The 23,383-nt window shown below is 65.6% G+C and carries 24 protein-coding genes and 1 tRNA gene; 11 read left to right on the plus strand and 14 right to left on the minus strand.

The annotated features are described in order from the left end of the window. Positions 1–26: 26 nt before the first annotated feature. Entirely contained in the window at positions 27–1,208 is a 1,182-nt protein-coding gene (locus L8K25_RS08105) for a metallophosphoesterase (RefSeq protein ID WP_242138375.1), read from the plus strand. A gap of 180 nt (positions 1,209–1,388) precedes the next feature. Here the strand turns inward: L8K25_RS08105 and L8K25_RS08110 are convergent, their stop codons facing one another. Next, positions 1,389–1,787: a low affinity iron permease family protein gene (locus tag L8K25_RS08110; protein ID WP_242138376.1), complete on the minus strand. Its 399-nt coding sequence runs from the start codon at positions 1,785–1,787 to the stop codon at positions 1,389–1,391. A 49-nt stretch (positions 1,788–1,836) separates the two neighbouring features. Here L8K25_RS08110 and aguB point away from each other — a divergent pair, with 49 nt between their 5' ends. Beyond that, a complete protein-coding gene (aguB, locus tag L8K25_RS08115; RefSeq protein WP_242138377.1) occupies positions 1,837–2,688 on the plus strand; it encodes an N-carbamoylputrescine amidase in 852 nt (283 codons plus the stop codon). A gap of 208 nt (positions 2,689–2,896) precedes the next feature. Here the strand turns inward: aguB and L8K25_RS08120 are convergent, their stop codons facing one another. Then, positions 2,897–3,565, minus strand: a complete 669-nt coding sequence (locus L8K25_RS08120; RefSeq protein WP_242138378.1) for a uracil-DNA glycosylase — start codon at positions 3,563–3,565, stop codon at positions 2,897–2,899. 23 nt (positions 3,566–3,588) lie between these two features. Between L8K25_RS08120 and folK the strand changes: the two genes are divergently transcribed. Further along, positions 3,589–4,086, plus strand: a complete 498-nt coding sequence (folK, locus tag L8K25_RS08125; protein ID WP_242138379.1) for a 2-amino-4-hydroxy-6-hydroxymethyldihydropteridine diphosphokinase — start codon at positions 3,589–3,591, stop codon at positions 4,084–4,086. 15 nt (positions 4,087–4,101) lie between these two features. Beyond that, a tRNA-Lys gene (locus L8K25_RS08130) sits at positions 4,102–4,177 on the plus strand. Positions 4,178–4,242: 65 nt separating this feature from the next. Here the strand turns inward: L8K25_RS08130 and L8K25_RS08135 are convergent. Next, entirely contained in the window at positions 4,243–5,490 is a 1,248-nt protein-coding gene (locus tag L8K25_RS08135; protein ID WP_242138742.1) for a capsular biosynthesis protein, read from the minus strand. A gap of 397 nt (positions 5,491–5,887) precedes the next feature. Here L8K25_RS08135 and L8K25_RS08140 point away from each other — a divergent pair, with 397 nt between their 5' ends. Beyond that, the gene (locus L8K25_RS08140) at positions 5,888–7,300 is read left to right on the plus strand and encodes an LTA synthase family protein (protein ID WP_242138380.1); all 1,413 of its coding nucleotides are present in this window, start codon (positions 5,888–5,890) and stop codon (positions 7,298–7,300) included. On the opposite strand, the gene L8K25_RS08145 is transcribed toward L8K25_RS08140, so the two are convergent. Next, on the minus strand, positions 7,281–8,030 hold the full coding sequence (locus L8K25_RS08145; RefSeq protein WP_242138381.1) for an SDR family NAD(P)-dependent oxidoreductase: 750 nt from the start codon (positions 8,028–8,030) through the stop codon (positions 7,281–7,283). The genes L8K25_RS08140 and L8K25_RS08145 overlap by 20 nt on opposite strands. Before the next feature lie 189 nt (positions 8,031–8,219). Between L8K25_RS08145 and L8K25_RS08150 the strand changes: the two genes are divergently transcribed. Next, the gene (locus tag L8K25_RS08150) at positions 8,220–8,831 is read left to right on the plus strand and encodes a sterol desaturase family protein (protein WP_242138382.1); all 612 of its coding nucleotides are present in this window, start codon (positions 8,220–8,222) and stop codon (positions 8,829–8,831) included. 21 nt (positions 8,832–8,852) lie between these two features. On the opposite strand, the gene L8K25_RS08155 is transcribed toward L8K25_RS08150, so the two are convergent. The 5 genes from L8K25_RS08155 to L8K25_RS08175 form a co-directional block, all read right to left on the minus strand. Further along, a complete protein-coding gene (locus tag L8K25_RS08155) occupies positions 8,853–9,956 on the minus strand; it encodes a glycosyltransferase family 1 protein (protein ID WP_242138383.1) in 1,104 nt (367 codons plus the stop codon). Positions 9,957–10,036: 80 nt separating this feature from the next. Further along, on the minus strand, positions 10,037–11,671 hold the full coding sequence (locus tag L8K25_RS08160) for a beta-3-deoxy-D-manno-oct-2-ulosonic acid transferase (protein ID WP_242138384.1): 1,635 nt from the start codon (positions 11,669–11,671) through the stop codon (positions 10,037–10,039). Continuing rightward, complete coding sequence (locus tag L8K25_RS08165) at positions 11,668–12,276, minus strand: histidine phosphatase family protein (RefSeq protein ID WP_242138385.1); 609 nt, start codon at positions 12,274–12,276, stop codon at positions 11,668–11,670. Before L8K25_RS08165 ends, L8K25_RS08160 begins: the two co-directional genes overlap by 4 nt. Beyond that, positions 12,267–13,118, minus strand: a complete 852-nt coding sequence (gene kdsB, locus L8K25_RS08170; RefSeq protein ID WP_242138386.1) for a 3-deoxy-manno-octulosonate cytidylyltransferase — start codon at positions 13,116–13,118, stop codon at positions 12,267–12,269. The genes L8K25_RS08165 and kdsB overlap by 10 nt, the downstream gene beginning before the upstream one ends. Further along, entirely contained in the window at positions 13,090–14,085 is a 996-nt protein-coding gene (locus L8K25_RS08175) for a KpsF/GutQ family sugar-phosphate isomerase (protein ID WP_242138387.1), read from the minus strand. Before L8K25_RS08175 ends, kdsB begins: the two co-directional genes overlap by 29 nt. Before the next feature lie 153 nt (positions 14,086–14,238). On the opposite strand from L8K25_RS08175, the gene kdsA reads away from it, so the two are divergent. From kdsA to L8K25_RS08190, 3 genes are all read left to right on the plus strand, one after another. After that, positions 14,239–15,087 carry a 3-deoxy-8-phosphooctulonate synthase gene (gene kdsA / locus L8K25_RS08180; RefSeq protein ID WP_242138388.1) on the plus strand — a complete coding sequence of 283 codons (849 nt, stop codon included), beginning with the start codon at positions 14,239–14,241 and terminating at the stop codon, positions 15,085–15,087. A gap of 159 nt (positions 15,088–15,246) precedes the next feature. Beyond that, a complete protein-coding gene (locus L8K25_RS08185; protein WP_242138389.1) occupies positions 15,247–15,438 on the plus strand; it encodes a hypothetical protein in 192 nt (63 codons plus the stop codon). 212 nt (positions 15,439–15,650) lie between these two features. Next, positions 15,651–17,840: a TonB-dependent receptor gene (locus L8K25_RS08190; RefSeq protein ID WP_242138390.1), complete on the plus strand. Its 2,190-nt coding sequence runs from the start codon at positions 15,651–15,653 to the stop codon at positions 17,838–17,840. Positions 17,841–17,893: 53 nt separating this feature from the next. Here L8K25_RS08190 and L8K25_RS08195 read toward each other — a convergent pair whose 3' ends face one another. The 4 genes from L8K25_RS08195 to L8K25_RS08210 all read right to left on the minus strand — a co-directional run bounded on the left by L8K25_RS08195 (position 17,894) and on the right by L8K25_RS08210 (position 21,635). Next, positions 17,894–19,168, minus strand: a complete 1,275-nt coding sequence (locus tag L8K25_RS08195) for a histidine kinase dimerization/phosphoacceptor domain -containing protein (RefSeq protein ID WP_242138391.1) — start codon at positions 19,166–19,168, stop codon at positions 17,894–17,896. Positions 19,169–19,408: 240 nt separating this feature from the next. Continuing rightward, positions 19,409–19,972, minus strand: coding sequence for a 30S ribosomal protein S9 (gene rpsI, locus L8K25_RS08200; RefSeq protein ID WP_242138392.1), 564 nt, complete (start codon positions 19,970–19,972; stop codon positions 19,409–19,411). Next, positions 19,972–20,451 carry a 50S ribosomal protein L13 gene (gene rplM, locus L8K25_RS08205; RefSeq protein WP_010162051.1) on the minus strand — a complete coding sequence of 160 codons (480 nt, stop codon included), beginning with the start codon at positions 20,449–20,451 and terminating at the stop codon, positions 19,972–19,974. The genes rpsI and rplM overlap by 1 nt, the downstream gene beginning before the upstream one ends. A gap of 146 nt (positions 20,452–20,597) precedes the next feature. Beyond that, a complete protein-coding gene (locus L8K25_RS08210; RefSeq protein ID WP_242138393.1) occupies positions 20,598–21,635 on the minus strand; it encodes a COX15/CtaA family protein in 1,038 nt (345 codons plus the stop codon). Between the two features lie 119 nt (positions 21,636–21,754). Here L8K25_RS08210 and L8K25_RS08215 point away from each other — a divergent pair, with 119 nt between their 5' ends. Beyond that, on the plus strand, positions 21,755–22,147 hold the full coding sequence (locus L8K25_RS08215) for a MerC domain-containing protein (RefSeq protein ID WP_242138394.1): 393 nt from the start codon (positions 21,755–21,757) through the stop codon (positions 22,145–22,147). Between the two features lie 53 nt (positions 22,148–22,200). Further along, complete coding sequence (locus L8K25_RS08220) at positions 22,201–22,677, plus strand: transcriptional repressor (protein WP_242138395.1); 477 nt, start codon at positions 22,201–22,203, stop codon at positions 22,675–22,677. 162 nt (positions 22,678–22,839) lie between these two features. On the opposite strand, the gene L8K25_RS08225 is transcribed toward L8K25_RS08220, so the two are convergent. Next, positions 22,840–23,379, minus strand: a complete 540-nt coding sequence (locus L8K25_RS08225; protein WP_242138743.1) for a GNAT family N-acetyltransferase — start codon at positions 23,377–23,379, stop codon at positions 22,840–22,842. Positions 23,380–23,383 lie beyond the last annotated feature (4 nt).

Consider the following 23,383-nt stretch of genomic DNA (forward strand, 5'->3'; position numbering starts at 1 on the left):
CGACTACGCTCGAAACGAACGGGGTGGTGGGGCAGCCATTTGCGCTAGGAGCTGCTCAAACCCACGCCCCACCGAAGGAACGCGCGATCTTCCACCTGTTTTTCAGCCTGCCATGGCTGTTCGTCACGCTGCGCTTCATCCTGCCGCTCCCGTGGCATTCGGCGGCGAAGGTGATCCTCGCGCTGGTGCTGCTGGTCGGGTCGCAATTCCTGCTGTGGAGCCGGCTGTCCTCGGGGTCGCCGTTCGCGCCCGAGATGCCGCGCGCCGTCGTGCTCGCGTTCAACGTTGTCTATGGCGCGATCCTGCTGCTCGCGGTGTTCCAATTGGTGGTCGATCTCGCGCGCCTGCCTGCGCTACTGATCGGGCAGGGTGGCTTCTTGGTGCCGGTCGGTGTGCGTTACGTCATGGGCGGGGTGGCGCTTGTGCTCGCAGGACTAGGCGTGGCGCAGGCGCAGCGGGTGCCTCCGGTGCGCGATATCGACGTCGTCATCCCAGGGCTCCCCAAGGCATTCGACGGCTATACGCTGGTCCAGCTGACCGACCTCCACATCAGCCGCCTGTTCCCCGCGCGATGGACGCAGGCGGTGGTCGATCGCATCAATGCGCTCCACCCCGACCTGATCGTGGTGACCGGTGACTTCATCGACGGATCGCTCGCGATGCGCCGCGCCGATGTCGAGCCGTTGCGTGGGCTTCGCGCCGCCGACGGAATCTACGCGATCCCGGGCAACCACGAATATTTCTTCGAATATGATGCGTGGATGGCGCATTTCGCGGCGATGGGGATGCACCTGCTCCCCAACGCGCATGCGGTGCTGACGCGCGGCGACGGGCGGCTGGTGCTCGCGGGCGTCACCGATCTGTCGGCGCGGGCGACCGGCCATCCCGCGCCCGATCTCGGCAAGGCGCTTGCGGGGGCCCCGGCGGGCGCGCCGATCATCCTGCTCGACCACCAGCCCCGCATGGCGCGGGCGGCGGCGGCGCGCGGCGTGGCGTTGCAGCTGTCGGGGCATACGCATGGCGGGATGATCGTCGGTCTCGACCGGCTGGTGGCGCGCGCCAATGCCGGGTTCGTCTCGGGGCGCTACGACGTCGATGGGATGACGCTGTACGTCAACAACGGTACGGGCCTGTGGCCGGGCTTTGCGCTGCGGCTCGGCGTGCCGTCAGAGCTGACGCGGATCACGCTGCGCGCGGGGGCGCACTAGACTCACCCCTTCCGTTCGCCCTGAGCGCAGTCGAAGGGCCGCTTGCCGAGTAGAGCGGAGCCTGTGGCGCGCGGGGCTTCGACTTCGCTCAGCCCGAACGGATGGGGGGATTGCGCCAAACCAACGCGGTGTCTGCAACTCCAGGTTCCTGCCTGCACAGGAACACGCAGCGGTGGGACCCTACAGCCGCCCGAGCAACCGCTCGATCGATTCATGATGCGTCGTGTTGTCACCGCATTCGCGCTCGAGCACGCGCTTGATCCGCTCGAGTTCGTCCTGCGTCATATGCTCGATCCCGATGAACTCGTTGCGCGCCGTGTTCGTTGCGCGGATGATCTCGTCGAGCTTGGCCTGGATCGCCGAGGCATCGCGATTCTGTGCATTCTGGATCAGGAATACCATCAGGAACGTGATGATCGTCGTCGAGGTGTTGATGACGAGCTGCCACGTGTCGGAATAATGAAAGACCGGTCCGGTCAGGCCCCAAAGCAGCACGACCATGAAGGCGATGACGAACGCGACCGGTCGGCCCGCCCAGTTCGCAACCCGTTGCGCGATCGTTTCGAACAAGCGTTCCATCAGCGATATCCCATTTGAATCTGGCGCGCGAAGCACGATATGGCGGCGCATGACCGAAATCACCGTCGCCGCGCTGCAACTCGCCTTCTCCAACGATATGGACGCGAATATCGAGCATGTCTCGGAACTCGTGCGCGAGGCCGCGAGCCGGGGGGCGCAGGTGATCCTGCCGCCCGAACTGTTCGAGGGAGAATATTTCTGCCGGGTCGAGGACGAGGGGCTGTTCTCCAACGCCAAACCCGTCGGCGAGCATAAGGCGGTGCTCGCGATGCAGGCGCTCGCCGAGGCGCTCAAGGTGACGATCCCGACGAGCTTCTTCGAGGCGGACGGGCCGCATCACTATAACAGCCTCGCCATGATCGGCCCCGACGGCGAAGTGCAGGGCGTCTATCGCAAGAGCCATATCCCGGACGGCCCGGGCTATGAGGAGAAATTCTATTTCCGCCCCGGCAACACCGGCTTCAAGGTTTGGCCGGGCCCGGAGAAGACGACGCTCGGCGTCGGCGTGTGCTGGGATCAATGGTATCCCGAGACCGCGCGGGCGATGATGCTGATGGGCGCGCAAGTGCTGTTCTATCCCACCGCGATCGGCAGCGAGCCGCATGACACGTCGCTCGATACCGCGCGGCTGTGGCGGCGCGCGATGGTCGGCCATGCGGTCTCCAACGTCGTGCCGATCGTCGCGGCGAACCGCGTCGGCGTCGAGCATGACCAGACGTTCTATGGCACCAGCTTCATCGCGGACGAGCGCGGCGACATTCTCGCCGAGCTGGGGCGCGAAGACGAGGGCGTGATCACCGCGACGATCGACCTCGACCGGGTAAAGCGCCACCGCGCCGCCTTCGGTTTCTTCCGGGATCGCCGGCCCGAGCTGTACGGTCGCCTGGTCCAGGATATCTGACACCGGCATGCGACAGCAATGGTTCGGGGGAGATCCGCGGGGGTAACCGGGCGGGGGGGAGAACGGTTCGACCCGTTCAAATGCCTCGATCACTCCCGCGCATCAGTACGCTACGCGCCACGACCGTTGCAATACTCCGCACCGGCCGAGACCCGTATAGCCAATGCGGGTAACAATATCTCTCATCCATTAGACCGAAAATATTCGGTTAACGTGCGGATTCATCGCGTAATTCCGCTGCACGTGCGAAGACGGCCTCGAACATCTCGGTGGTCAGTCTTCCGGTGTTCTGATTGTAGCGCGAACAGTGATAGCTATCGATCAGGATCCGGCCATCGGGCATGCGATGTTCGGCGAGATGACCGAACTTGCACTTGGGCAGCCGGCCGCCCAGCGCCTTGACCGCGGACTGATGCGCGATCTGGCCCAATGCGACGAATACGCGCGCCCGCGGGAGCGCCGCGATCTGTCCTTCGAGAAACGGGCGGCACGTGCGGATTTCTTCCGGCGTGGGCTTGTTCTGGGGCGGCAGGCATTTGACCGCGTTGATGATCATCGCCCCCTGCAGCTGCAGCGTATCATCCGGCTTTGCCTCATAGACGCCGGTGGCAAAGCCGTATTTGGCAAGCGTCTCGAACAGGAGCACCCCGGCGAAATCACCCGTGAACGGGCGCCCGGTGCGGTTGGCGCCATGCTTGCCGGGCGCGAGGCCGATGATGCCGAGCCACGCCGCCGGATCGCCAAAGGCGTTGACCGGGGCGTTCCACCACGTCGGAAATTCCTGCCGCAATTCCTCGCGAAAGCCGACGAGTCGGGGGCAGAGGGGGCAATCGTGGGGCGGCTCGGAGTCCGCGATCGGGCTGGGTGCGAAGTTCATCGAAAAGCGATAGGCGTGTTTGGGTGTCGATCTCAACCACCTACCCGATCTATGCGATCGCAATCGGCTCGAACCGGCGCGGGCGGCATGGCAGCCCGCGCGCCGAGGTGCTGGCAGCGATTGCGGCTTTGCCGCGCGTCACGGCGGTATCGCGGCTGATCGAGACAGCACCGATCGGGCCATCGATCCGGCGCTTCACCAATGCCGTCATCTTGCTGGAAAGCGCGGATCCGCCGCCGATGCTGCTGCTGCGGCTGAAGGCGATCGAACGGCAGTTCGGGCGTCGCCGTGGCCAGCGCTGGGCGGCGCGCGTGATCGATCTCGACATCGTGCTGTGGTCGGGCGGGGCATGGCGCGAACCGGGCCTGATCGTTCCGCACGTCGCGTTTCGGTCGCGGGATTTCGTGCTTGCGCCGCTCGCGGACATTGCGCCGCAGTGGCGCGATCCGCAGTCGGGCCGAACGATGCGCCAACTCGCCACGCGCTTGCACATGGTTGACCGCAAGCCCGTCCGCTCCTAACGCGCATCGGCGTGTGGGCTCGTAGCTCAGTCGGTAGAGCAACGGACTTTTAATCTGTAGGTCCCGGGTTCGAATCCCGGCGAGCCCACCACGCATCCCTGGAAAGCGCCCGTGCCAGCCCATGCCGCCTGTCGTGGCGCGCGCAGGCCGATCCGGTCAGCCGGGATGCGGCTTGGCCAGGGTCGTTCGCATCCGTCCCGATGACTGGGTCTGCCGGACGCGCGGGGTAATCAGCGGGCTTGCCGCTTCGATCCGCGCGACGATGCCTTCGGTCAATTTGGCGAGCGCCTCTTCTGAGAAGAAACCACCCGGGACCAGGCACCGATCGATCAGAACGCGCCGGAATGCAGCGAAGGTTTCGGCATCCGGCTTTCCGGGATTGCGCCAGAAGTCGTCGAGCCGTCCCTGGAAGGTGATGTCCTCGATGTCATAGACGGCTTGCCCCAACGCGATCACCGGAATGCCCTGCGCCAGCGCCAGCGTCCCGCTCGTGCTGTTGATCGTCACCATGCCTTGCGATCGTTCCGACAGGGGGACGATGTCGCCGCCTTCGAGATAATCGATCCGGTCGGTCACGCCGTGCAGCGCCGCGAGCGTCATCGTCTCAAGCCGCCAATCGCGCACGCCATTGTCGAGTGGATGTTCCTTGATCACCAGCCGCAGCGCAGGGGGCGCATGGCTGGCGAAGGACGTGATCACCATGCGCAGGGCGTCAGCGATGCCGGCAAAGGACGAATGCAACCGAATCTGCGCGTCCGAATCGAGCTGGAGCGGGAACAGGACATACGGGTCCTCGCGCGCTGCCAGCGCGCTCTGTACGGACTGCGCGCGTTCCGCGGCTGCCTTGCGCCGCATCAGCCGCCGGACCCATCCCATGCCCTCGACCAGCGGGTGCCACGGCCGGTGATTTTCCCAATGGGGATACTGCGAACGACTGAGCACGTCCGCGGTATTGTAGATCAGCGCTTCGGTCGCCCGGCGTCGGAAGGAGGACGAGACGGGCTCGTGCTGCGGGGCCGGGGGCAGCGCGGCCGCCTGGGCACGATACCATAGCGGGTCGCGCGGCAGCGTCGAATGACCGTTAACCCCGCCGAGTTCGAGCGTTACCCAATCGGGGCGGATATAGCCCTCTTCAAAGACATGAACGGGAATATGCAGTTCGCGGCAGACCGCGATGGCGGCCATGTGGATCGGACGACAGTCTCCGAACAGCAGAACGTCGGTAATCGCGCGATCAGCAATCAGTTGACGCAACGCCGCCGGCCAGTCTTCCAGACGGCCGCGATAGTCGATGGCATTTGGAAGCCGCCAGAACAGGCGATCGCCGCCGTTGAAGTTGACCTTGTGCACGGTATATCCGTCGCGTCGCAGCACCTGTCCGAGGCGACGGAAGAGTGGCCCCATCAATCCCTGCAACAAGAGAATGTTGCGCGTTGCTAGCGGTTGAGGATCCCCCAACCCCGCGGTCGGTGCGCGCAGACCGGACTGGTCGGAAAGCTGATCCGGCATCCGTAAGTTCCTCGTCATTTCTGATGGCGTTTCATTGAGTGCAACGCCGCCTCGGCCTGGCCATAGAGATCGTGCGGCGTATTTCCAAGGCATTGCGCGGCGGAGCGGGGCCGTGACAGCCAGACGGCCCGTCGCTATAGCCGGACCGGATTCTTCTCTTCTCCAAGCCGCGGGTCGACAACGACACGGCGGGGACGCGACCTTTTCTGTGGCGGACGGTGTGATCCCTTTCCTGGCAATGCTGATACTGTCCCTGGCCCTCGATACGGCCGCACGGCCGCGGGCGGCCCGAGTGCGCGACGGGCGTGGCGTGATCCTGCTGTGGCTGGTGGTTACGGGGGCGTTCGGCTTCTTCCTCGCGGCTTCGGGCAACGTCTGGGTCGCGGCCGTCGTGTCGGTAGCGCTCGTCGGTCTTTTCATGGTTGCCTCCAACGCCAAGCGAATGCTGTTGGGGGAGCCGCTGGTCTTTTCGGATCTCGCCTTGCTGGTCGGGGTCGTCCGGCATCCCCGGTTCTACTTTACCGCGATATCCGCGAGCCAGCGCTGGATGCTCGCGCTCGGGGCGGCGGGGGCGGTGATCGCGCTCGCCCTGTTGTTTTCGTGGCACTGGCGCCCGCATCTCATCGGTGCCGGGCTGGCGCTGCTGGCGATCGGTGTCTTGGCGGGGCTGCTGCGCGGGGGATCGTATGACGGCATTGCGGCGACGCCGGAGCTCGCCCGCGATTTCGAGCGCTATGGCATGGTCGCTACGCTTTTATTGTATTGGTGGCGGTGGCGTGAGACGCCCGATCCGCAGCCTTGCATCGCGCTGAGCCCCCCGCTCGTCGGAAGGACGCCCGTTCCGCCCGAGGTGATCGTCATCGTCCAGTGCGAGTCTTTCTGCGATCCGGTGGAGATCACCGACGATCCCGGGAATACGCTTGAAGGATTGGCGGCTGCACGGGCGGCTGCATGGCAGTGGGGCACGCTGGATGTCAGCGGGTTCGGGGCTTATACGATGCGGACCGAATATGGCGTGCTGTTTGGCCGCACCGAGCAGGAACTGGGCTTCCGACGCTACGATCCGTTTCTGACGGCGGCGGGCGAGGCGTCCTTTGCCCTGTCCGCACGCCTTGGCAGTGCAGGGTGTCGCAGCCTGTTCGTCCATCCGCACGACTTGCGCTTCTACAGCCGGGATCGGTTGATGCCGGCGGTCGGGTTCGATGCGTTGATCGGCGAGGAGGGGTTCGCCCCGCGGTCTCCGGACGCTGGACGCTATGTCGATGACCGGACGCTCGGGGCGTCCTTGGCCGCGCTGATCGACCAGGCTGCACAGCCGACGCTGCTTTACGCAGTCACCATGGAGAATCACGGGCCGTGGGACAGCGCCACCGCCCGCGATGCGGCCGGGCGGCGTGATGCCTATCTGCGGCATCTGCAAAGCAGCGACGCGATGCTCAGCAATTTGATCGCACATCTTTCGCGTGATGGTCGGCCTGCCCTGTTGGTCTTCTTCGGCGACCATCGGCCGAGTATTCCGGGGGTAACCGCGCCAGGCGGCGCACGACATACCCCCTATGTCATGATGCGCTTCGGCGAGAATGGCGAAACGATGCGCGGCAGCGGAGCTCCGGTGAGCCTGACCCCCGCCGATCTGCACCAAGCGATTCTGGGCTGCGCGGTACCGCAACGGGACCGAGCCGCGGTCAATCCTGCGGCGGCGTAAGCGCACGTAACAGCCGGTCGCGAGCCATCGCCGGCAACAGGCGATCAATCCAGCGCAGGACCGCGAACGGCCACGGGAAAATCGAATGGGCGCGGCCACGTTCTGCCGCCCGCGCAATCCGAGCAGCGGCGTCGGCCGGCTGCAGCAGGAACGGCCGTGGGCCCGGGCTCTTCCGCCCGGCGGCCGTATCGATAAAGCCGGGCGAAACGACCGTGACGCGGACCCCCCGGTCGATGACGCTCAATCGCAGCGCGTCGGCAAAGCGCAGCAGTCCCGCCTTGGATCCGGCATAGCCGGCCGCGAAGGGGAGGGCATGAAACGCCGCCGCCGATCCGACCAGGACGATGGTGCCGGTGCGGCGTTGCACCATCCGTCTTGCTAGCGCGGCCGCCATCGAGCTGGGCGCGACAAAATTGACAAGCCCGAGGTGGGCGATCTGGGCCGCATCCTCGACGATGTCTCCCGGCGCGCGAACGTCGCCCGCACCGGCCACCAGCAGCGCAACGCCGATCGCAGCGGCTGCGTCATCCGCCTCGACCGCGGCGACCGCAGCGGCGATATCGGAGAGGTCGAGGCGGCGGACCACGACCGTCGCGCCCGCCGCACGGCAGGCGGCAGCGACTCGCTCGAGCCGGTCGTGATCCCTGCCCCACAGGAGGAGGGAGCGCCCCGGCGCGGCATAATGGCTTGCCAATGCCGCGCCGAGACCGCCCGAGGCGCCCGTGATCAAGATTCGATCTAGTAACGAAACGTTCATGGCAGGCTTCTCTCGGTTCGGTCGCCAAAAGCGACAATAAACCCCCCCATCGGCCGATGCGGGGCCGCAGTTTGCCGCTTTGCGGGTTGACAGAAGGTGCCCCGTTCTGAGCATACCGCGAGCCACATCTGCGCATTGGATCCAGAATTGCGAGGCCTGCCTATGACGAATTACAGGTCCGCTGCACCGCGCATCCGGCTGTTTCGTAATGATTTGCTCGAACGGTTTACACTTATTTCACCACCGGCATTTGCTGTAACATGGACGATCTTTCTGTCCTGTGCAGTCTATGCCAGCTGGAGGGTGGTCAGCTTCGGGATGGCGATCGTGCTCGTTGCGCTCGGTCTGCTGATCTGGACGTTGTTCGAATATGCGATGCATCGGTTTATCTTTCATCTCAAACTGCGCTCGGAATGGTGGCGCAAGCTGATCTTCATCACCCATGGCAACCACCATACGATGCCCGGCGATCGGTATCGCAACATCATGCCACCGGTGGTCAGCGTGGGTATCTCGGGAATGATCTGGATCCTGTTCTATGCGCTGTTCGGCGCTCCGGGGTCCGTGTTGTTTCTGGGTTTCGGGATCGGATATGTCGTGTACGACGTGATCCATTATGCGTGCCATCAGCTTCCCATGCGCGGGCCGCTGCTGCGCAAATTGCGCCAGCATCATATCCGGCATCATTATGCCAAGCAGGAAGGCAATTTCGCGATCACCGCGATCGTGTGGGACCACGTGTTCGGCACCTACATTCCAACCAAGAAGAAGTGATCGACCGAGACGGCGTCCCGGTCAGCGCTGGAGCGCGGTGATCGCCGTCTCCACGATCGCGATATGATCGGCCCATGTTGGCGGGCGATAGGCCGGAAGCCGCAGTAGCTGGGCAGCGCGGAGCGGACCATCGTCGTAATGATCGAGGATTGCGGCGCGCCACGCTGGCCCGTCGAGCGGATCGCGATAGTCCGGGACATCGCCGCCGGCCTCGCGCAAGGCAGGCAAGTCGCTGCAAATAACCGGGGTACCAACCGCGAGCGCTTCCGCCACGGGCATGCCATACCCTTCCGCAAAGGATGGCAACAGCAGCGCGCGCGCACCGCGCAGTAGCGCATCGAGGTCCTGGTCTGAACAGCCGTTGCGCTCCTCGACATGGCCACGCAGCGCCGGGCAGCGCTCGAGCATGTCGAGGACCTGTTCGTTTTCCCACCCGCGACGCCCCACGATGATCAGCTTCGGAATGGCGTGCTGCGGCAAGGTCTCGGCAAGGGTGCGCCACAGGTGCAGCAGCAACAGGTGGTTCTTGCGCGGCTCGATCGTCCCGACGCACAGGAAGTAGCGCCCATCGGGGACGTCCATCGCCCGCGTTGGCATCGATTGCGTCCCGAGCAGGGCCACGTGCATGGCGACCGTCCGCCCCGTCTTCTCGATCCATGGGCGCATCGATTCGCCCGTCGCTGCCGAATTGACGATCACACCATCCGCCAGCGACGCGATCGTCTCGATCCGGCGGCGATGCAGGAGTGCGCCGTCGGGCCGCGCATATTCGGGATATTCGATCGGAATAAGGTCGTGGACCAGGCACAGGAACCGCGCCTGTTCCTGATCGAGAATGCGCCTGACCAGCGCAGGGCGGGTCAAATGGTGTGGCGAGGCCTGCACATAGACGGTCCCGGGCGACGCGCGGCCACGTTTCGGGAGCAGCGAGAGCAGCAGCGGGAGTGTCTCGGCGACCGAGCGTTGCGCAACGCCGCCGCCCTCGCTGTCCCAGCGGCGCTCCAGCAGGTCGAGATACCGCAGCGCGCTACGGTGCGACAGCCGGCCGTAGCCCGCCAGCGGGTGGACGGCGGCAAAATCCAGGCGGTCGCCCAGGCGCGCGACAAGGCCGCGGGCGTACGCCATTTCGACCCGATCGACGCCGGATGGCGTATGATGTCGCGCGCGGGAAACCAGCCGCGAGAGATCCAGAATCACGCGTTTCGTCACGATTTGCGTGCCCCGGTGATGCGCCCCTGGAGTCGACGGAGCCGCGTGATCCATCCGAGGCGATTGCGCGCGGCCCCTTGCCCCATGCGCGCGATCAGCACTTCGGGCGTACAGGGCAGGCCCGTGACCGGATCGAGATAGCGGGGATATTGGATCAACACCCCGGCGATCAGGTCCAGCACGGTCCGTACGCGACCGCGGCGTTCGGGCATCATTCCAAGATCGCGCGTGACACCCCAGCCGGCGTAGAACGGCGTGCCGTGGCAAGTGACGTCACGACCCCGGAGCAGGGCTTCGAATCCGGTCAGCGACGTCAATACATGGACGCCATCGACCAGGTCGAGCAGCGGCGCCATCCCGCCGCCCTCGACCACCCGGTCGGCGTAGCGCAGCGCATCGCTCTCCGACACCGCGCCCCTGCGATGACCGGCGGTCACATCGGGGTGCGGACGAAACCAGATTTCAGCAGCGGGTTCGAGCTGCCGCGCGCGGCGCAGCAGGTCGAGGTTACTGGCAAGGCCCCCGCCGCCGAGCCGCACCGACATGTCGTCCTCGACCTGCCCGGGCACGAGGACGAGGCGACGTCCCGCCTGTCGCGGCGGAAAGGCGTGGGGCATGTCACTGCCGTATTTGCTAATTCCCGCTTGCAGGATCGTTTCGCGCAGCCGCGCTGCCCGCGCCAGCAGGGCCGGCGCAAAATCGGCGTTTGCGAGCAAGGTTTCCAGATCGCTCGGCTTGCCTGGGTCGTAATGGATGCCGCGCCAATCGACCGCGACGGAGGACGGGGGCACCAGATTGCTGCCGAGCCCGACCGACCGGACGAACCCGTCCTCGACGCGAACGAGCGGAATGGCGCGGACGGCCGCGGCCTCGATCATCGCGCTTGAGACGCGGGACGGCCATATCGCAACCGCCCCGCCCAGCCGGGCCGCATGATCCAGCGCCCGGCGCTCCGACCGGAAGAAGCGAAGCGGATGTTCCGGCGTGTACAGAAAGCGCCCGATCTCCTGGCGCTTCCACCAGCTGAAGCCGCAACCGGCGACGATATTGCGGTTGTCCGCGAACATCCGTCGCCAATCGCCCAGGACCGCGATGGTCGCGAACAGGTCGGCGGGCTGTCCGGTGAACGGATCGCGGTACAGCTTCTGGAATAGCTGCCGGGCAACCCGCTCGCGAAGGGTCGCCGCGTCGTCCCCAGGCGTGCCGTAGCGCCCTGCCGTCATTAGGCGGACCGGCACCCCCGCGATCACGGCAAGCGCCACCCACTCGTCGTCGCCATGCGCGACGAGGGCGGTCATCCTCGGTTGCATCGACCAGAAATCGACCGGGGACGCTTGCTCGTCGATCGTGGCCATGGCTTGCGCGGTAGGCCGATCGCCTTCCGGCACCAGCGCAAGGGCAACGGCGCTTTCGGCGTCCGATCGGGGCCGGTACACGGCGCACGACCTTGCCGGCGGCCGTTGCCGTCCCCAGAAACCGCCCCCCACGCGGGCCTCGCGGATCGCCGAGAACAGTCGTTCGATGCGGTCGGGCGTGACATCCGGGGCGGGGCAGTCGCCCGGGCGGGTAACAGCGGCGTCGATCCCCGGGAAAGGAGGCGCGCGGAGCAGCGGCAATGCAACGCCCGTCATGGTCTGCGATCCCATACGGCAAGGCGGAGGATGCCGGCCCGGCGTTCGATCACGGCATAGGCTCCGGTGCGCAGCTTGAGCGAGGCAAGTTGCGAGGCGTCGCGCTGCAAGGCCGGGTCGGCGTGCAACGCAAAGCGCGCCGCACCGTTGCTCGTCACGACCAGCACGCATCCCCCCACCGTGGTCATCAGGGTGCGCCAGCCCTCGATCCGTTGATCGACATCGACGACCCATCCCGGGGGTACCTGCGCTGCGGTATCCCAGCGCGCGAGCGCCGCCATGCCGAGCCGTGCGACAACGTCCTGCTCGAGCCGCCCCTCGTCCGGGCCATGATCGATCTCGGTCAGCCAATCGGCGGCTTCGATCCGCGGCGCGTCCGGCTGATCGGCGAGGATCCCTGCGATCGTGGCGCGCGTACGCAACAGCGGTGCCGCAAGGGCGCGATCGAAGCGCAGGCCCTGCCGCGCGAAGGCCAGGCCCAGCGCCTGTGCTTGCGCCACGCCGCTTTCGACGAGCGGCAGGTCCGTCGCCGCGCCGATCCTGCGTGCGGGCTCGCCCACGGCAAAGGTGTTACCGTGCCGAACGATCACGAGCGTCAGATCCATGAGAGTCGGGGTTCGCCGTGTTCGGTGATCAAGCGTTCGGCCATGGCCACGTCGGCGGCCGTATCGATCCCCGACATGCTGTGCGGCGACGGATCGGCGGCGACCGTCAGTATGTCGTCACCCGCCTCCAGGAAGCGCAACTGTTCAAGGCCTTCAAGCCGTTCATAGCACGTCGGCGTCGTCGCCTCGAACCGTTGCAAGGCAGCGAATGTGTAGGCGTAAAGTCCGATGTGGCGGAACACCGGCGACAGGAGATCGCGCTCGCGCACCTGCGCTTCGTCGCGGATCGCGGGGATGATGGCCTTGGAAAACCACAGCGCGCGGCCATCGGGACGACGCGTACAGGTCGTTCCACTGAACGGCGAAACCGCCTTGTGCGCGCGCAACGCATCGAGCGCGGGCCAGGCCAGCTGGATCACCGGGGTCGCGACACCGCACGACGATGCCCGCAGCGCGGCGATCAGCGTCGCGATCGTCGCCGGCTGAACGAACGGCGCGTCCCCCTGGAGATTGACGACGATGGGTGGCGCATCGCGGCGACTCCGCGCGGCTGCCCAGGCGCGGCCCGATCCGGATGCGATGGCAGGATCGGTCATCACCGCGTCGCAGCCGAGGCTGTGGGCATGGTCGCGGATCCGCCGGTCGTCCGTCGCGACGACCACGTCGACATTCCCCGCACGCCGCGCGCCTTCGCGCGCGATCGCCACGACGCGCGCGAGCAGCGTCTGTCCCGCGATCGGGATCAGGGGTTTGCCGGGCAGACGTTGGGACCCGAAGCGGGCCGGAACCACGATCAGGTCGGGCGCGGCTACCTCAGGCAACGCCTGCCCGCAGAATGTCATGGAGATGGATGACGCCGACCAGCCGGTCCTTTTCGCACACGAACAAGACCGAGACGGCATTGTCGTTGATGATCCGCAACGCGTCCGAGGTCAGCGTATCGGGCGCGACCGTGATCGGTGTCGCGGTCATATGCTCGCCGATGGCGTCTCCGAGCCGCTCGCTGGCAAAGCTGCGCCGGAGGTCGCCGTCGGTGAAGACGCCGACGAGCCTGTCCTGCAGGTCGACGACCGCGGTGCAGCCATAGCGCTTGCGACTCATCTCGATCGTCGCGTCGAGCAGGGTTGCGCCCATCCGCACCATCGGTACGTCGGCCTCGCTCGCCATCAGTTGCGCGACGGTCGTGAGCTGGGCGCCCAACCGGCCGCCCGGGTGGAAGGTCAAAAAGTCCGACCGCGAGAAACCGCGCTGTTCGGTCAATGCGACCGCAATGGCATCGCCCAGCACCGCCTGCACGGTGCTCGACGAGGTCGGCGCGAGTTCGTTGGGGCATGCCTCGCGAACCGTCGGCAACGCGAGGCAGATATCGGCGGCGCGTCCCGCGGTGCTTTCCGGATTGGCGGTTGCGACGATCAGCCGGACGCCGAAGCGGCGACAATAAGTGATGATCGCGCCGAGTTCGGTCGTCTCGCCGGACCAGCTCAGGGCGAAGACGATGTCACCGACGCTGATCATCCCCAGGTCGCCGTGGCTCGCCTCGCTGGAGTGCAGAAACAGCGCGGGCGTGCCGGTCGAGGCCAAAGTGGCGGCGATCTTGCGACCGACCAGGCCGCTTTTCCCCATGCCGGTCACGATCAGGCGCCCGGACAGCGCGCCGATCTCGGCCACCGTCTGCAGGAAACTCTGCCGCAGGGGCGATGTGCGCAGCGCTTCCGACAGGGCGTGCAACGCATCGATCTCGATCCGCGTCGTCCGCAAGGCGGAGAGCAATCCCTTCTCGTCTGATACTTTCGCGGCGATCGCGTGCATGGATTCTCTCAACGTTGCTCTGACCCCCCAGTCGGTTTGCAACTAAAGTGTTATCGCGTTGACTTCCAGCGAAACGACGGCAGAAGTCGCGGCGTCACCAACCGCCGCCATTTAGGCGTGTTTTGGCGCCGGCACGATGAGGGAAAACGGATAATGCGTCTGTGTGGGCGAGACATCGGTCCAGCCGAGCCGATCTTCTTCATCGTCGGTCCGTGCGTGATCGAAAGCGAGGCGTTCGCTCTGTCCACCGCGACGCAGTTGCGCGCGATCGCCGACCGGCTTGGCGTGCTGCTGATCTACAAGAGCTCGTTCGACAAGGCCAATCGCAGCTCCGGGAAATCCTTCCGTGGCCCCGGGATCGAAGAAGGGCTGCGCATTCTCGAAAAGGTCCGCGCCGAAACCGGGTTGCCGGTGCTGACCGACGTGCATGGCGACGACCAGGTCAAGATGGTGGCCGAGGTCGTCGACGTGTTGCAGACACCCGCCTTCCTCGCGCGGCAGACCGATTTCATTGCGGCGGTCGCGGCGTCCGGCAAGCCCGTCAACATCAAGAAGGGCCAGTTCCTGGCGCCCGGCGACATGATCCACGTCGCCGACAAGGCTCGCGCCGCCGCCGCCGCGGCAGGGGTGGAAACCGACAATTTCATGATGTGCGAACGCGGCGCGAGCTTCGGCTACAACAATCTGGTGTCCGACATGCGCAGCCTTGCGATCATGCGGGACACCCATTGCCCGGTCGTGTTCGACGCGACGCATTCGGTCCAGTTGCCGGGCGGGCAGGGGGACCGTTCGGGCGGACAGCGGGAATTCGTTCCCGTGCTGGCGCGTGCTGCCGTCGCCGCAGGGATTTCTGGCTTGTTCGTGGAATCGCATCCCGATCCCGACCAGGCGATGTCGGATGGACCCAATAGCTGGCCGCTCGACCGCCTTGAACCGCTGCTGGAGCAGCTGATCGCGATCGACTCGCTCGTCAAGCAGGGTGGTCTCGACCCGCGCTTCTGAAGCATCCCCCGATCAGGGAACACGTCTTCCGCCATGTTCGCCCATGTTCCCGTATCGATCGGCCTACAGCTGGCATGCTGGGGAATCGGACGTCTGTTCGGCGTCCGCAATACGCCATGCGTGTGGATGGGATGCTTTGCTGGCAGCGCGGCGTGCATCATGCGCGAAATCACCCAGCGCGAATATCAGTGGATCGAGCAATTTGGCGCGGGGCGTCGCGCGAACATGCCCGGCTATGCCGGGCTCGAGATCTGGCAATGGAACAGCCATTCGATCAGCGAGACGGTCGTCGCGATCGCGGCATCCCTCGCACTGGCCACGATCGTCACCCTGCGCGGCACGCAGCGCTGACCCGCCAGGCGCGCGGCGGGCGCGCCCATCATTCCCGGAACGCTGTCGTTCATCTCCGCGAAAGCTTGCGAGCCCCACGTCAGCGCGGCGTGGCGGAAAGGTCATGGCCGAATCGTTCCGGGAGACGATGAGACGGCCTTGATACTTTATCTCATCACATGTACGGAACCGCCGTCGCACCGAACTAAGTTGCTCGAAAAGGCTGTCTCCCCATGCTTCGATCCCTTCTTCTGTCGAGTGTTGCCGTGTCGCTCCTGATGCCCGTGACGGCCGTCGCACAGCAGACGCAGACGATCGAAACGGCCGTGGACTCCACGCCGGCACCAACGGCGATCGCATCGCCCGGCACCCCTGCAGGCCCCGACATCGTCATCACCGGTCGCCTCGACGCGGCGCGCGCCTCGATCCAGCCGAGCCTTGGCGCGACGACCTATTCGATCACCAACGCCCAGATCCAGGCGCTGCCCGGCGGCGACAACCTCCAGCTCAACCAGATCCTGCTGCAATTGCCGGGCGTGGTGCAGGATGGCGGGGGCCAGTTCCACGTGCGCGATGATCACAACAATCTGCAATATCGCATCAACGGCACGATCCTGCCCGAAGGCGTATCGGTGTTCGGCCAGACGCTCAGCCCGCGCATCGTCGAGCGGTTCGACCTGCGCACCGGCGCGCTCCCCGCGCAATATGGCCTGCGCACGGCGGGGATCATCGACGTCACGACCAAGAGCCATTTCGACAATAGCGGCGTCGCCTCGCTGTACGGCGGTACCAACGACACGATCCAGCCGAGCGTCGAATATGGCGGGTCGACGGGACAGACCAACTACTTCGTCACCGGCAGCTACAAGCACAGCAACATCGGGATCGAGGCGGTCGATCCCGGGCGCACGCCGATCCATGACAATACCGACCAATATCAGGGCTTCGTCTATCTCGACCATACGCTGGATTCGAACAACCGCATTTCGCTGATCGGGGGCTATGCGGACCAGAGCTTCCAGATCCCCAACCCGCGCGGTCTGCATCCCAACAGCGGCTATACCGTTGGTGGACAGACGGATTTCCTCAGCAACGATCTCGACGAGCGCCAGCACGAGCAGACTGCCTTCGCGCTCGCCAGCCTGCTGCACGATGCCGGGCCGCTGACGCTCCAGGCGTCCCTGTTCGCGCGCTATTCCGCGCTGCGCTATACGCCGGACGTGGTCGGCGAACTGCTGTTCAACGGTCTCGCGCAGAACGCCTATAAGCGCGACTTCACCTTCGGCGGACAGGTCGAGGGCGCGTATCGCCTGAGTTCCGCCCATACGCTGCGCGGCGGCGTGATCGTGTCGCGCGATCGCAACAACAGCCAGACCGCGACCCAGGTGTTGCCGGGCACGTATGATGCCGATCGCGCCTTCACCCAGACCGGACAGCCGGTCACCGTCGTGGACAATGGCGCCAAGACCGAAATGACGTACAGTGTCTATCTCCAGGACGAATGGAAGATCGCCGAGCCGCTGGTCGTCAATTTCGGCGGACGCTTCGACCATTATGACGGCTATCGTTCGGAAAGCGCCTTCTCGCCGCGCGTCAATGCCGTGCTGACGCCAGTCGAAGGGCTTGCGCTCCATGCCGGCTATTCGCGCTATTTCTCGCCGCCGCCATTTGCCAATGTCGCGACGACCAGCGTGCTCAAGTTCCGTGGCACGAGTGCACAGGCGCCGGGCGACGATGGCGCAAATACGCCACTCGCGGATGCGCCTTATGCCGAGAAGCAGGATTATTTCGATATTGGCGGGCAGTGGAAGCTTTCGCCGACGGTGACGGTCGGACTCGATGGCTATTATCGCAAATCGTACGACCTGCTCGACGAAGGGCAGTTCGGCGCGCCGATCATCCTGACGCCGTTCAATTACGGGCGCGGGACGATCAAGGGGGCCGAGGCAAACGTCAGCTATGCCGCGCACGGCCTGTCGCTGTACGGCAACCTTGCCTATGCCAAGGCGCAAGGGACCAACATCGTCTCGTCACAGTTCAATTTTGCGCCCGCCGACTTGGCGACGATCGCGCGCCAGTCGATCTATCTCGACCACGACCAGACATGGACCGCCTCGGCGGGTGCGTCCTATCGCATCGAGCAGGGCGGGTTGCGGAACACGCGGATCGGCGGGTCGATGCTATACGGGTCAGGCCTGCGCCGCGACGGCGATGTTCCCAACGGCGGCAAGCTGCCTGCCTATGCGGTCTTCAACCTGACCACGAGCCACACTTTCACCGGCCCGGGGATCGAGATCCGTGCGGACATCATCAACGTAGCGGACCATGTGTACGAGATCCGCGACGGTTCCGGGGTCGGGGTCGGTGCGCCACAATTCGGCGCGCGGCGCGGCTTCCTGTTCGGGATCAGCAAGACGATCTGACCGGCTGGGGGACCGATCGTCGCTCGAACAGGACTGGATTGCGCCAGCCGCCGTCAGCCCGAGCGCCCTTGCGCGGGGAATGTCACGATGAACTGCCCGCCGCCGTCCGACTGTGCCTCGACGGTTCCGTCGAGGCTGCGCGCCAGCGTACGGATCAATTGCAGGCCGAGGCTTGTCGATGATCCTGCGCGGACGTCGAACGTTTCCGGCAGCCCCGCGCCGTAATCGCGAACGGACAACGTCACCAACGCGTCGTTCGCGATGGCGGTGACGGACACCTTGCCGCCCTCCTCGCCATATGCGTGCTTTGCCGCATTGGTGACGAGCTCGGTGATCAACAGCCCGACCGCGACCGCTTGATCCGCATCGATCGAGATCGCATCCGAGGTGCACTCAAGCGTCAGGCTGGGCAATTGTCCCGCCAGGCTCGCGCAGAGATCGTCGAGCAACGCCCGCATGTCGACCCGCCCGGTACCCTGCCGCCACAATTGGTCGTGCGTCCGCGCGATCGCGATGACGTGCCCCGACGCTTCGTTGAGCGCGTTCGATACCTCGGGGAGCGCGTTGCTGCGCGATTGCAGGTGGAGGATGCTCGACAGCATCGTCAGGCTGTTCTTGACGCGGTGGCTCGCCTCCTGGACGAGCACCTTCTGGTAGTCGAGCGCCGCTGCCAGCCGCCGCTCGCCCTCCTGCCGGTCCATCGCCACCCCGAGCAGATTGGCGAAGCCCTGCAGGAACGCGATGTCGGCGGCCTCGAACTGGCCCGCGCTCGGGCTGTCGACCTCGAGCACGCCCCAGGCGCCCGCCGTGGTCGAGATCAGCACGTTGATCGCGCGGCGCACGCCGTGTTCGACCATGATCTGCGGCGTGCGGAAGCGCTCCTCGCCCTCGAGATGGTTGGAGATGACTGGGGTACCGTTGCGAAACGCAAAGCCGGCGGGTGATTCCTCGTCCGCGCCGAGCGTCGCGTTGCCGATCACCCCGGCCTTCCAGCCAACGCCAGCGCGGAACAGCAGGTCGTCTTGCGCGGGCCGATATTCCAGCACCTTGCACAGTCCGGTCTGCATGCCGTCAGCCGCCATTTCGGCCGCCTTCGTCAAAAGCGCGGCGTTATCGCGGCATTGCAACGCGAACAGTCCGAAATCCGAAAGGATCGCCTGCTGCTGAAGCCGATAGCCGAGCAGCGATCCGGCGCCGACCTGTTCGATCGCCTCGGCAAAGGAGGTCGGTTCATTCGACGTGCCCTCCGCAGTCTCGACGACGTCGTCCGAGGGACCGTCCAGCAAGGCGGTCTGGGTCGTGGCGGGCGGGGTGGCGTCGTCGGTCACTGGGCAAGGTCCTGTGGCGGGGGAGTAAGTTCCCCCCGTTCGTTTCGAGCGTAGTCGAGAAACCGGCGCTGTGCCGGGTTTCTCGACGTCGTTCGCAACGAACGAGAAAGGGTGTCCTTATCGTGCGGGGCCAATGGTCCGGCTCATCAATAAGAATGGTATCGCCTCGCCTTCTGCCCCAAACGAAAAAGGCGGCCCGTTGCCGGACCGCCCTTTCGCAAGCATCGAAGGTCTGGAAGCTTAGCGCTTCGAGAACTGGAAGCTACGACGTGCCTTCGCACGGCCGTACTTCTTGCGCTCGACGGTACGGCTGTCGCGCGTCAGGAAGCCTGCCGCCTTGACGGGCGCGCGCAGGATCGGCTCGAACTTGGTCAGTGCCTGGCTGATGCCATGCTTGACCGCGCCGGCCTGGCCCGAAAGGCCACCACCCTTGACGGTGCAGACGACGTCATACGCACCCTCGCGCTCGGTCACACCGAACACCTGGTTGATGACGAGACGCAGCGTCGGACGTGCGAAATACACTTCCTGGTCACGACCGTTGATCGTGATCTTGCCCGAGCCGGGCTTGATCCAGACGCGTGCGACGGCGTCCTTACGACGACCGGTCGCATAGGCGCGGCCGTACTGGTCGAGGATCTGCTCGCGCAGCGGCATCGTCGGAGCGGCGGGCTCCTCGATCTTGCCGGCCATGTAGTCCTCGGCCTGCGCGTCGGACTGGGCTGCTGCAGCCGGAGCGGCGGCAGGGGCGGGGGTGTTGGTCAGAGCGGCGAGATCAGCCAGCGACTGGCGGTTGTCGGACATTATGCGCCCACCTTGTTCTTGCGGTTCATGCTGGCGATGTCGAGAACCTCGGGGTTCTGCGCCTCATGCGGATGCTCCGTGCCGGCGAAGACGCGCAGGTTGCGCATCTGCTGACGGCCGAGCGGGCCGCGCGGAATCATCCGCTCGATGGCCTTTTCGATCACGCGCTCGGGGAAACGCCCTTCGAGCACCTTGCCCGCGGTGATTCCCTTGATGCCGCCGGCATAACCGGTGTGCTTGTAATAGACCTTGTCCTTGAGCTTGTTGCCCGTGAACCGCACCTTGTCCGCGTTGATGATGATGACATTGTCACCGCAATCGACGTGGGGCGTGAAGCTCGGCTTGTGCTTGCCGCGCAGGATGTTCGCGATGATCGAGGCCATGCGGCCAACGACCAGACCATCGGCATCGACGATGATCCATTTCTTCTCCACCTCATACGGCAATGCCGGCTTGGTGGTCTTCATCAGCGCCTTCATGGGGCTTGTGACCTTACATAGCTAAAATGACGGATGCCGCCCCGGGGGACGGCATCGTTGGAGCGGCTATTGCTGCGCGCGGGCCTGAAAGTCAAGGTTTCGGCGGGTTTCCCGACAGGTATCGGGATACCGTCAGCAAGCCCGCCTTAGATCGTGCGGCGTCCGACTGCGTGCGCGGCGGCGATCGCTGCGATCAGCAGCAAGGCGGCATTCGCCTGATGCGCGACCGCAACGACGATCTCGACGCCGGTTAGCAACGTGGCGATCCCGAGCAGGATCTGGCCCGCGACCAGCGCGATCGCGATTCCGCCGATTCGCGGCGCGCCCGCACGGATCGCGCGCCAGCCGAGTGCGACGATTCCCGCCGCCGCGACAAAGGCGAGCCAGCGGTGGATGAACTGGACGACGATCGGATTGTCGATCGCGTTGCGCCACATCGGATCCGTCATCGGCGTGGCGGCTGGGAAGATCTCGTCCCCCATCAGCGGCCAGCTCGAGAAGGCATAGCCCGCGTCCAGCCCCGCGGTGAACGCGCCGAACAGGATCTGCGTGAACAGCAGGACCAGCGCCGCCGCCGCGAAGGCGCGCAGCCGCGCCGGTCGGGCGAGGCGAGTCGCGGCGAGATCGCGCAGGTCGAGCGCGGTCCACACCGTTCCCGCCAGCAGCGTCAGCGCGGTGACGAGATGGATCGCGAGCCGGATATGGCTGACGTCGGTGCGCTTGGTCAGCCCCGACGACACCATCCACCAGCCGATCGCGCCCTGCAGTACGATCAGCGCGACCAGCGCGCCGATCCGCGGCGCATACCCGCGCGGCAAGCGTCCGCGCGCCCAGAAATAGAGGAACGGCAGCAGGTACACCATGCCGACCACGCGCCCGAGCAGCCGGTGGACATATTCCCAGAAGAAGATCGCCTGGAACCCGGCAAGCGTCATCCCGCGGTTGAGCTGCTGATATTCCGGAATGCGTTTGTAATTGTCGAACTCAGCCTGCCACTGCGCGGCATTGAGCGGCGGGATGATCCCGGTGAGCGGTTTCCACTGGGTGATCGACAGCCCCGATTCGGTCAGGCGGGTGATCCCGCCGATGATCACCATGGCGACGACGAGCGCCGCCGCCACGAACAGCCAGACCGACAGCGTGGCGGGCCGGACGCGAGCGGGAAGCGAGGAAGCTTGAAGCATCTTCAAGCCTTACGCCTCGGCCAGGCACACGTCGATTGTTGAATGCTGCAGCCGGCGTGCAAAAAAGAGTACCATGATATGTTGTAACTTGGCGTGGGTCATGCCACATGCCGCTCAGCATGACGACGCTCGCTTCTTTTCCTGTCTATCGTTGGATCGAGCAGCGATTCGACAATATGGCGATCGGGCTCTCCGGGCTGTGCGTGGTGCATTGCATCGCGAGTTCGGTGTTCCTGGCGCTCGCGGCATCGGCGGGAGGGCTGCTGCTCAACCCTTTGTTCCACGAGATCGGGCTGACGATCGCGATCGGTTTCGGCGTGCTCGCGCTGGGGCGCGGGATCTTTACGCATGGCTATATGATGCCCGCCGTGGTCGGATCGGCTGGACTCGGGATGATGGCGGGCGCCATCTCGCTGCCGCACGATGGCGATGGCCTGGAAACGATCTGGACGCTGATCGGCGTGGCGACGCTCGCACTCGGGCACGACCTCAACCGTCGCGCCGCCTGCTGAGCGAATTCCGGCCGGACATTGCGGCCGGGCCGGGCAGGGGCTATCTCCCGTCCATGGCGACGCATCGACATTATCACCCGCAGGACGCCGATCTGGCCGTGGCGGCGCAGGCGACGCTCGAGCGATCGGGCGAGCAATGGACCGTCATGCGGGCCAACATCTTCCGCGCGCTGGCGGGGTTCGACAAGCCGGCCTCGGCCTATGACATCGCCGAGGCGGTTTCCAAGACCGAAGGGCGCAGGGTTGCGGCCAACAGCGTGTACCGCATCCTCGACCTGTTCGTGGCGTCGAACCTCGCCCGCCGGGTCGAAAGCGCGAATGCCTATATCGCCAATGCCCACCCAGACTGTCTGCACGACTGCATTTTCCTGGTGTGCGATTCCTGCGGGCAGATCGTCCATCTGGATGACGACCGGCTGACCAAGGGGGTGCGGACTGCCGCGGAAGCTGCGGGTTTCACGCCCGAACGCCCGGTGATCGAAGTGCGCGGCACATGTGCCGCATGTACGGCGACCGCGAAGGCTGCGTAGCGGGGGGCGTCATCCTGCCGCTTCCCCGGCGAAGGCCGGGGCCCAGTAGCGAAGGTGGTCGTCAGAGAGCGCAGCGCCAGAGCATCGACGGCCCGCTCCTGGGCCCCGGCCTTCGCCGGGGAAGTGATTGGTATTAAAAGTGATCGCTGCTTAAATTGTGAATCACCCCAGCGCTTTCCCCATCCGCACCCCCGGCACCGGCGGCCCCGCCGGCGCCATCCGCGCGACCCGCTCGATCTCGGTATAGCCGCATGCGCGGTATAACGGCTCGCCCGCGAGCGTCGCCATCAGTTCGGCGCGCCTGAAGCCGGCGGCTCGCGCCGCATCTTCGCACAAGGCCAGTACCAAGCGGCCGACGCCGCTCCGGATGAAATCGGGGTTGGTGTACATCGCCCGAATCCGTGCGGGATCTTTCGCCGGATCGAGCGTTCGAACGTCGCGTGCGACCGCGCTCGTATCCCCGCCATACAGCGTCGCGCGAAAGCTCCAGCCGCCACAGCCCGCCAGGGCACCCGCCTCCTCGACAAGGAAGTAGGTCCGGTCGGCGATCAGTTGCGTGTCGAGCCCCATGCTCAGCCGACTCGCCGCGATCGCATCGGGCTCGAGAAAGGCGGTCTGCAGCGATAGGATGGCGCGTTCCATCAGGTCGGCGATCGCGGGAATGTCGGCTTCGGTCGCCGTGCGGTAGGAAAAGTCGCGCATGGCA

This window comes from Sphingomonas sp. TREG-RG-20F-R18-01, from assembly GCF_022662475.1.
GTDB lineage: Bacteria > Pseudomonadota > Alphaproteobacteria > Sphingomonadales > Sphingomonadaceae > Sphingomonas.

Excerpts from the sequence above, each read along its gene's own strand:
- L8K25_RS08110 (WP_242138376.1), bottom strand. The coding sequence starts at position 1,787 with ATGGAACGCTTGTTCGAAACGATCGCGCAACGGGTTGCGAACTGGGCG.
- aguB (WP_242138377.1), top strand. The coding sequence starts at position 1,837 with ATGACCGAAATCACCGTCGCCGCGCTGCAACTCGCCTTCTCCAACGAT.
- L8K25_RS08120 (WP_242138378.1), bottom strand. The coding sequence starts at position 3,565 with ATGAACTTCGCACCCAGCCCGATCGCGGACTCCGAGCCGCCCCACGAT.
- L8K25_RS08135 (WP_242138742.1), bottom strand. The coding sequence starts at position 5,490 with ATGGGGCCACTCTTCCGTCGCCTCGGACAGGTGCTGCGACGCGACGGA.
- L8K25_RS08150 (WP_242138382.1), top strand. The coding sequence starts at position 8,220 with ATGACGAATTACAGGTCCGCTGCACCGCGCATCCGGCTGTTTCGTAAT.
- L8K25_RS08155 (WP_242138383.1), bottom strand. The coding sequence starts at position 9,956 with ATGGCGTACGCCCGCGGCCTTGTCGCGCGCCTGGGCGACCGCCTGGAT.
- L8K25_RS08160 (WP_242138384.1), bottom strand. The coding sequence starts at position 11,671 with ATGACGGGCGTTGCATTGCCGCTGCTCCGCGCGCCTCCTTTCCCGGGG.
- L8K25_RS08165 (WP_242138385.1), bottom strand. The coding sequence starts at position 12,276 with ATGGATCTGACGCTCGTGATCGTTCGGCACGGTAACACCTTTGCCGTG.
- kdsB (WP_242138386.1), bottom strand. The coding sequence starts at position 13,118 with ATGACATTCTGCGGGCAGGCGTTGCCTGAGGTAGCCGCGCCCGACCTG.
- L8K25_RS08175 (WP_242138387.1), bottom strand. The coding sequence starts at position 14,085 with ATGCACGCGATCGCCGCGAAAGTATCAGACGAGAAGGGATTGCTCTCC.
- kdsA (WP_242138388.1), top strand. The coding sequence starts at position 14,239 with ATGCGTCTGTGTGGGCGAGACATCGGTCCAGCCGAGCCGATCTTCTTC.
- L8K25_RS08185 (WP_242138389.1), top strand. The coding sequence starts at position 15,247 with ATGCGCGAAATCACCCAGCGCGAATATCAGTGGATCGAGCAATTTGGC.
- L8K25_RS08190 (WP_242138390.1), top strand. The coding sequence starts at position 15,651 with ATGCTTCGATCCCTTCTTCTGTCGAGTGTTGCCGTGTCGCTCCTGATG.
- rpsI (WP_242138392.1), bottom strand. The coding sequence starts at position 19,972 with ATGTCCGACAACCGCCAGTCGCTGGCTGATCTCGCCGCTCTGACCAAC.
- rplM (WP_010162051.1), bottom strand. The coding sequence starts at position 20,451 with ATGAAGGCGCTGATGAAGACCACCAAGCCGGCATTGCCGTATGAGGTG.
- L8K25_RS08210 (WP_242138393.1), bottom strand. The coding sequence starts at position 21,635 with ATGCTTCAAGCTTCCTCGCTTCCCGCTCGCGTCCGGCCCGCCACGCTG.
- L8K25_RS08215 (WP_242138394.1), top strand. The coding sequence starts at position 21,755 with ATGACGACGCTCGCTTCTTTTCCTGTCTATCGTTGGATCGAGCAGCGA.
- L8K25_RS08220 (WP_242138395.1), top strand. The coding sequence starts at position 22,201 with ATGGCGACGCATCGACATTATCACCCGCAGGACGCCGATCTGGCCGTG.
- L8K25_RS08225 (WP_242138743.1), bottom strand. The coding sequence starts at position 23,379 with ATGCGCGACTTTTCCTACCGCACGGCGACCGAAGCCGACATTCCCGCG.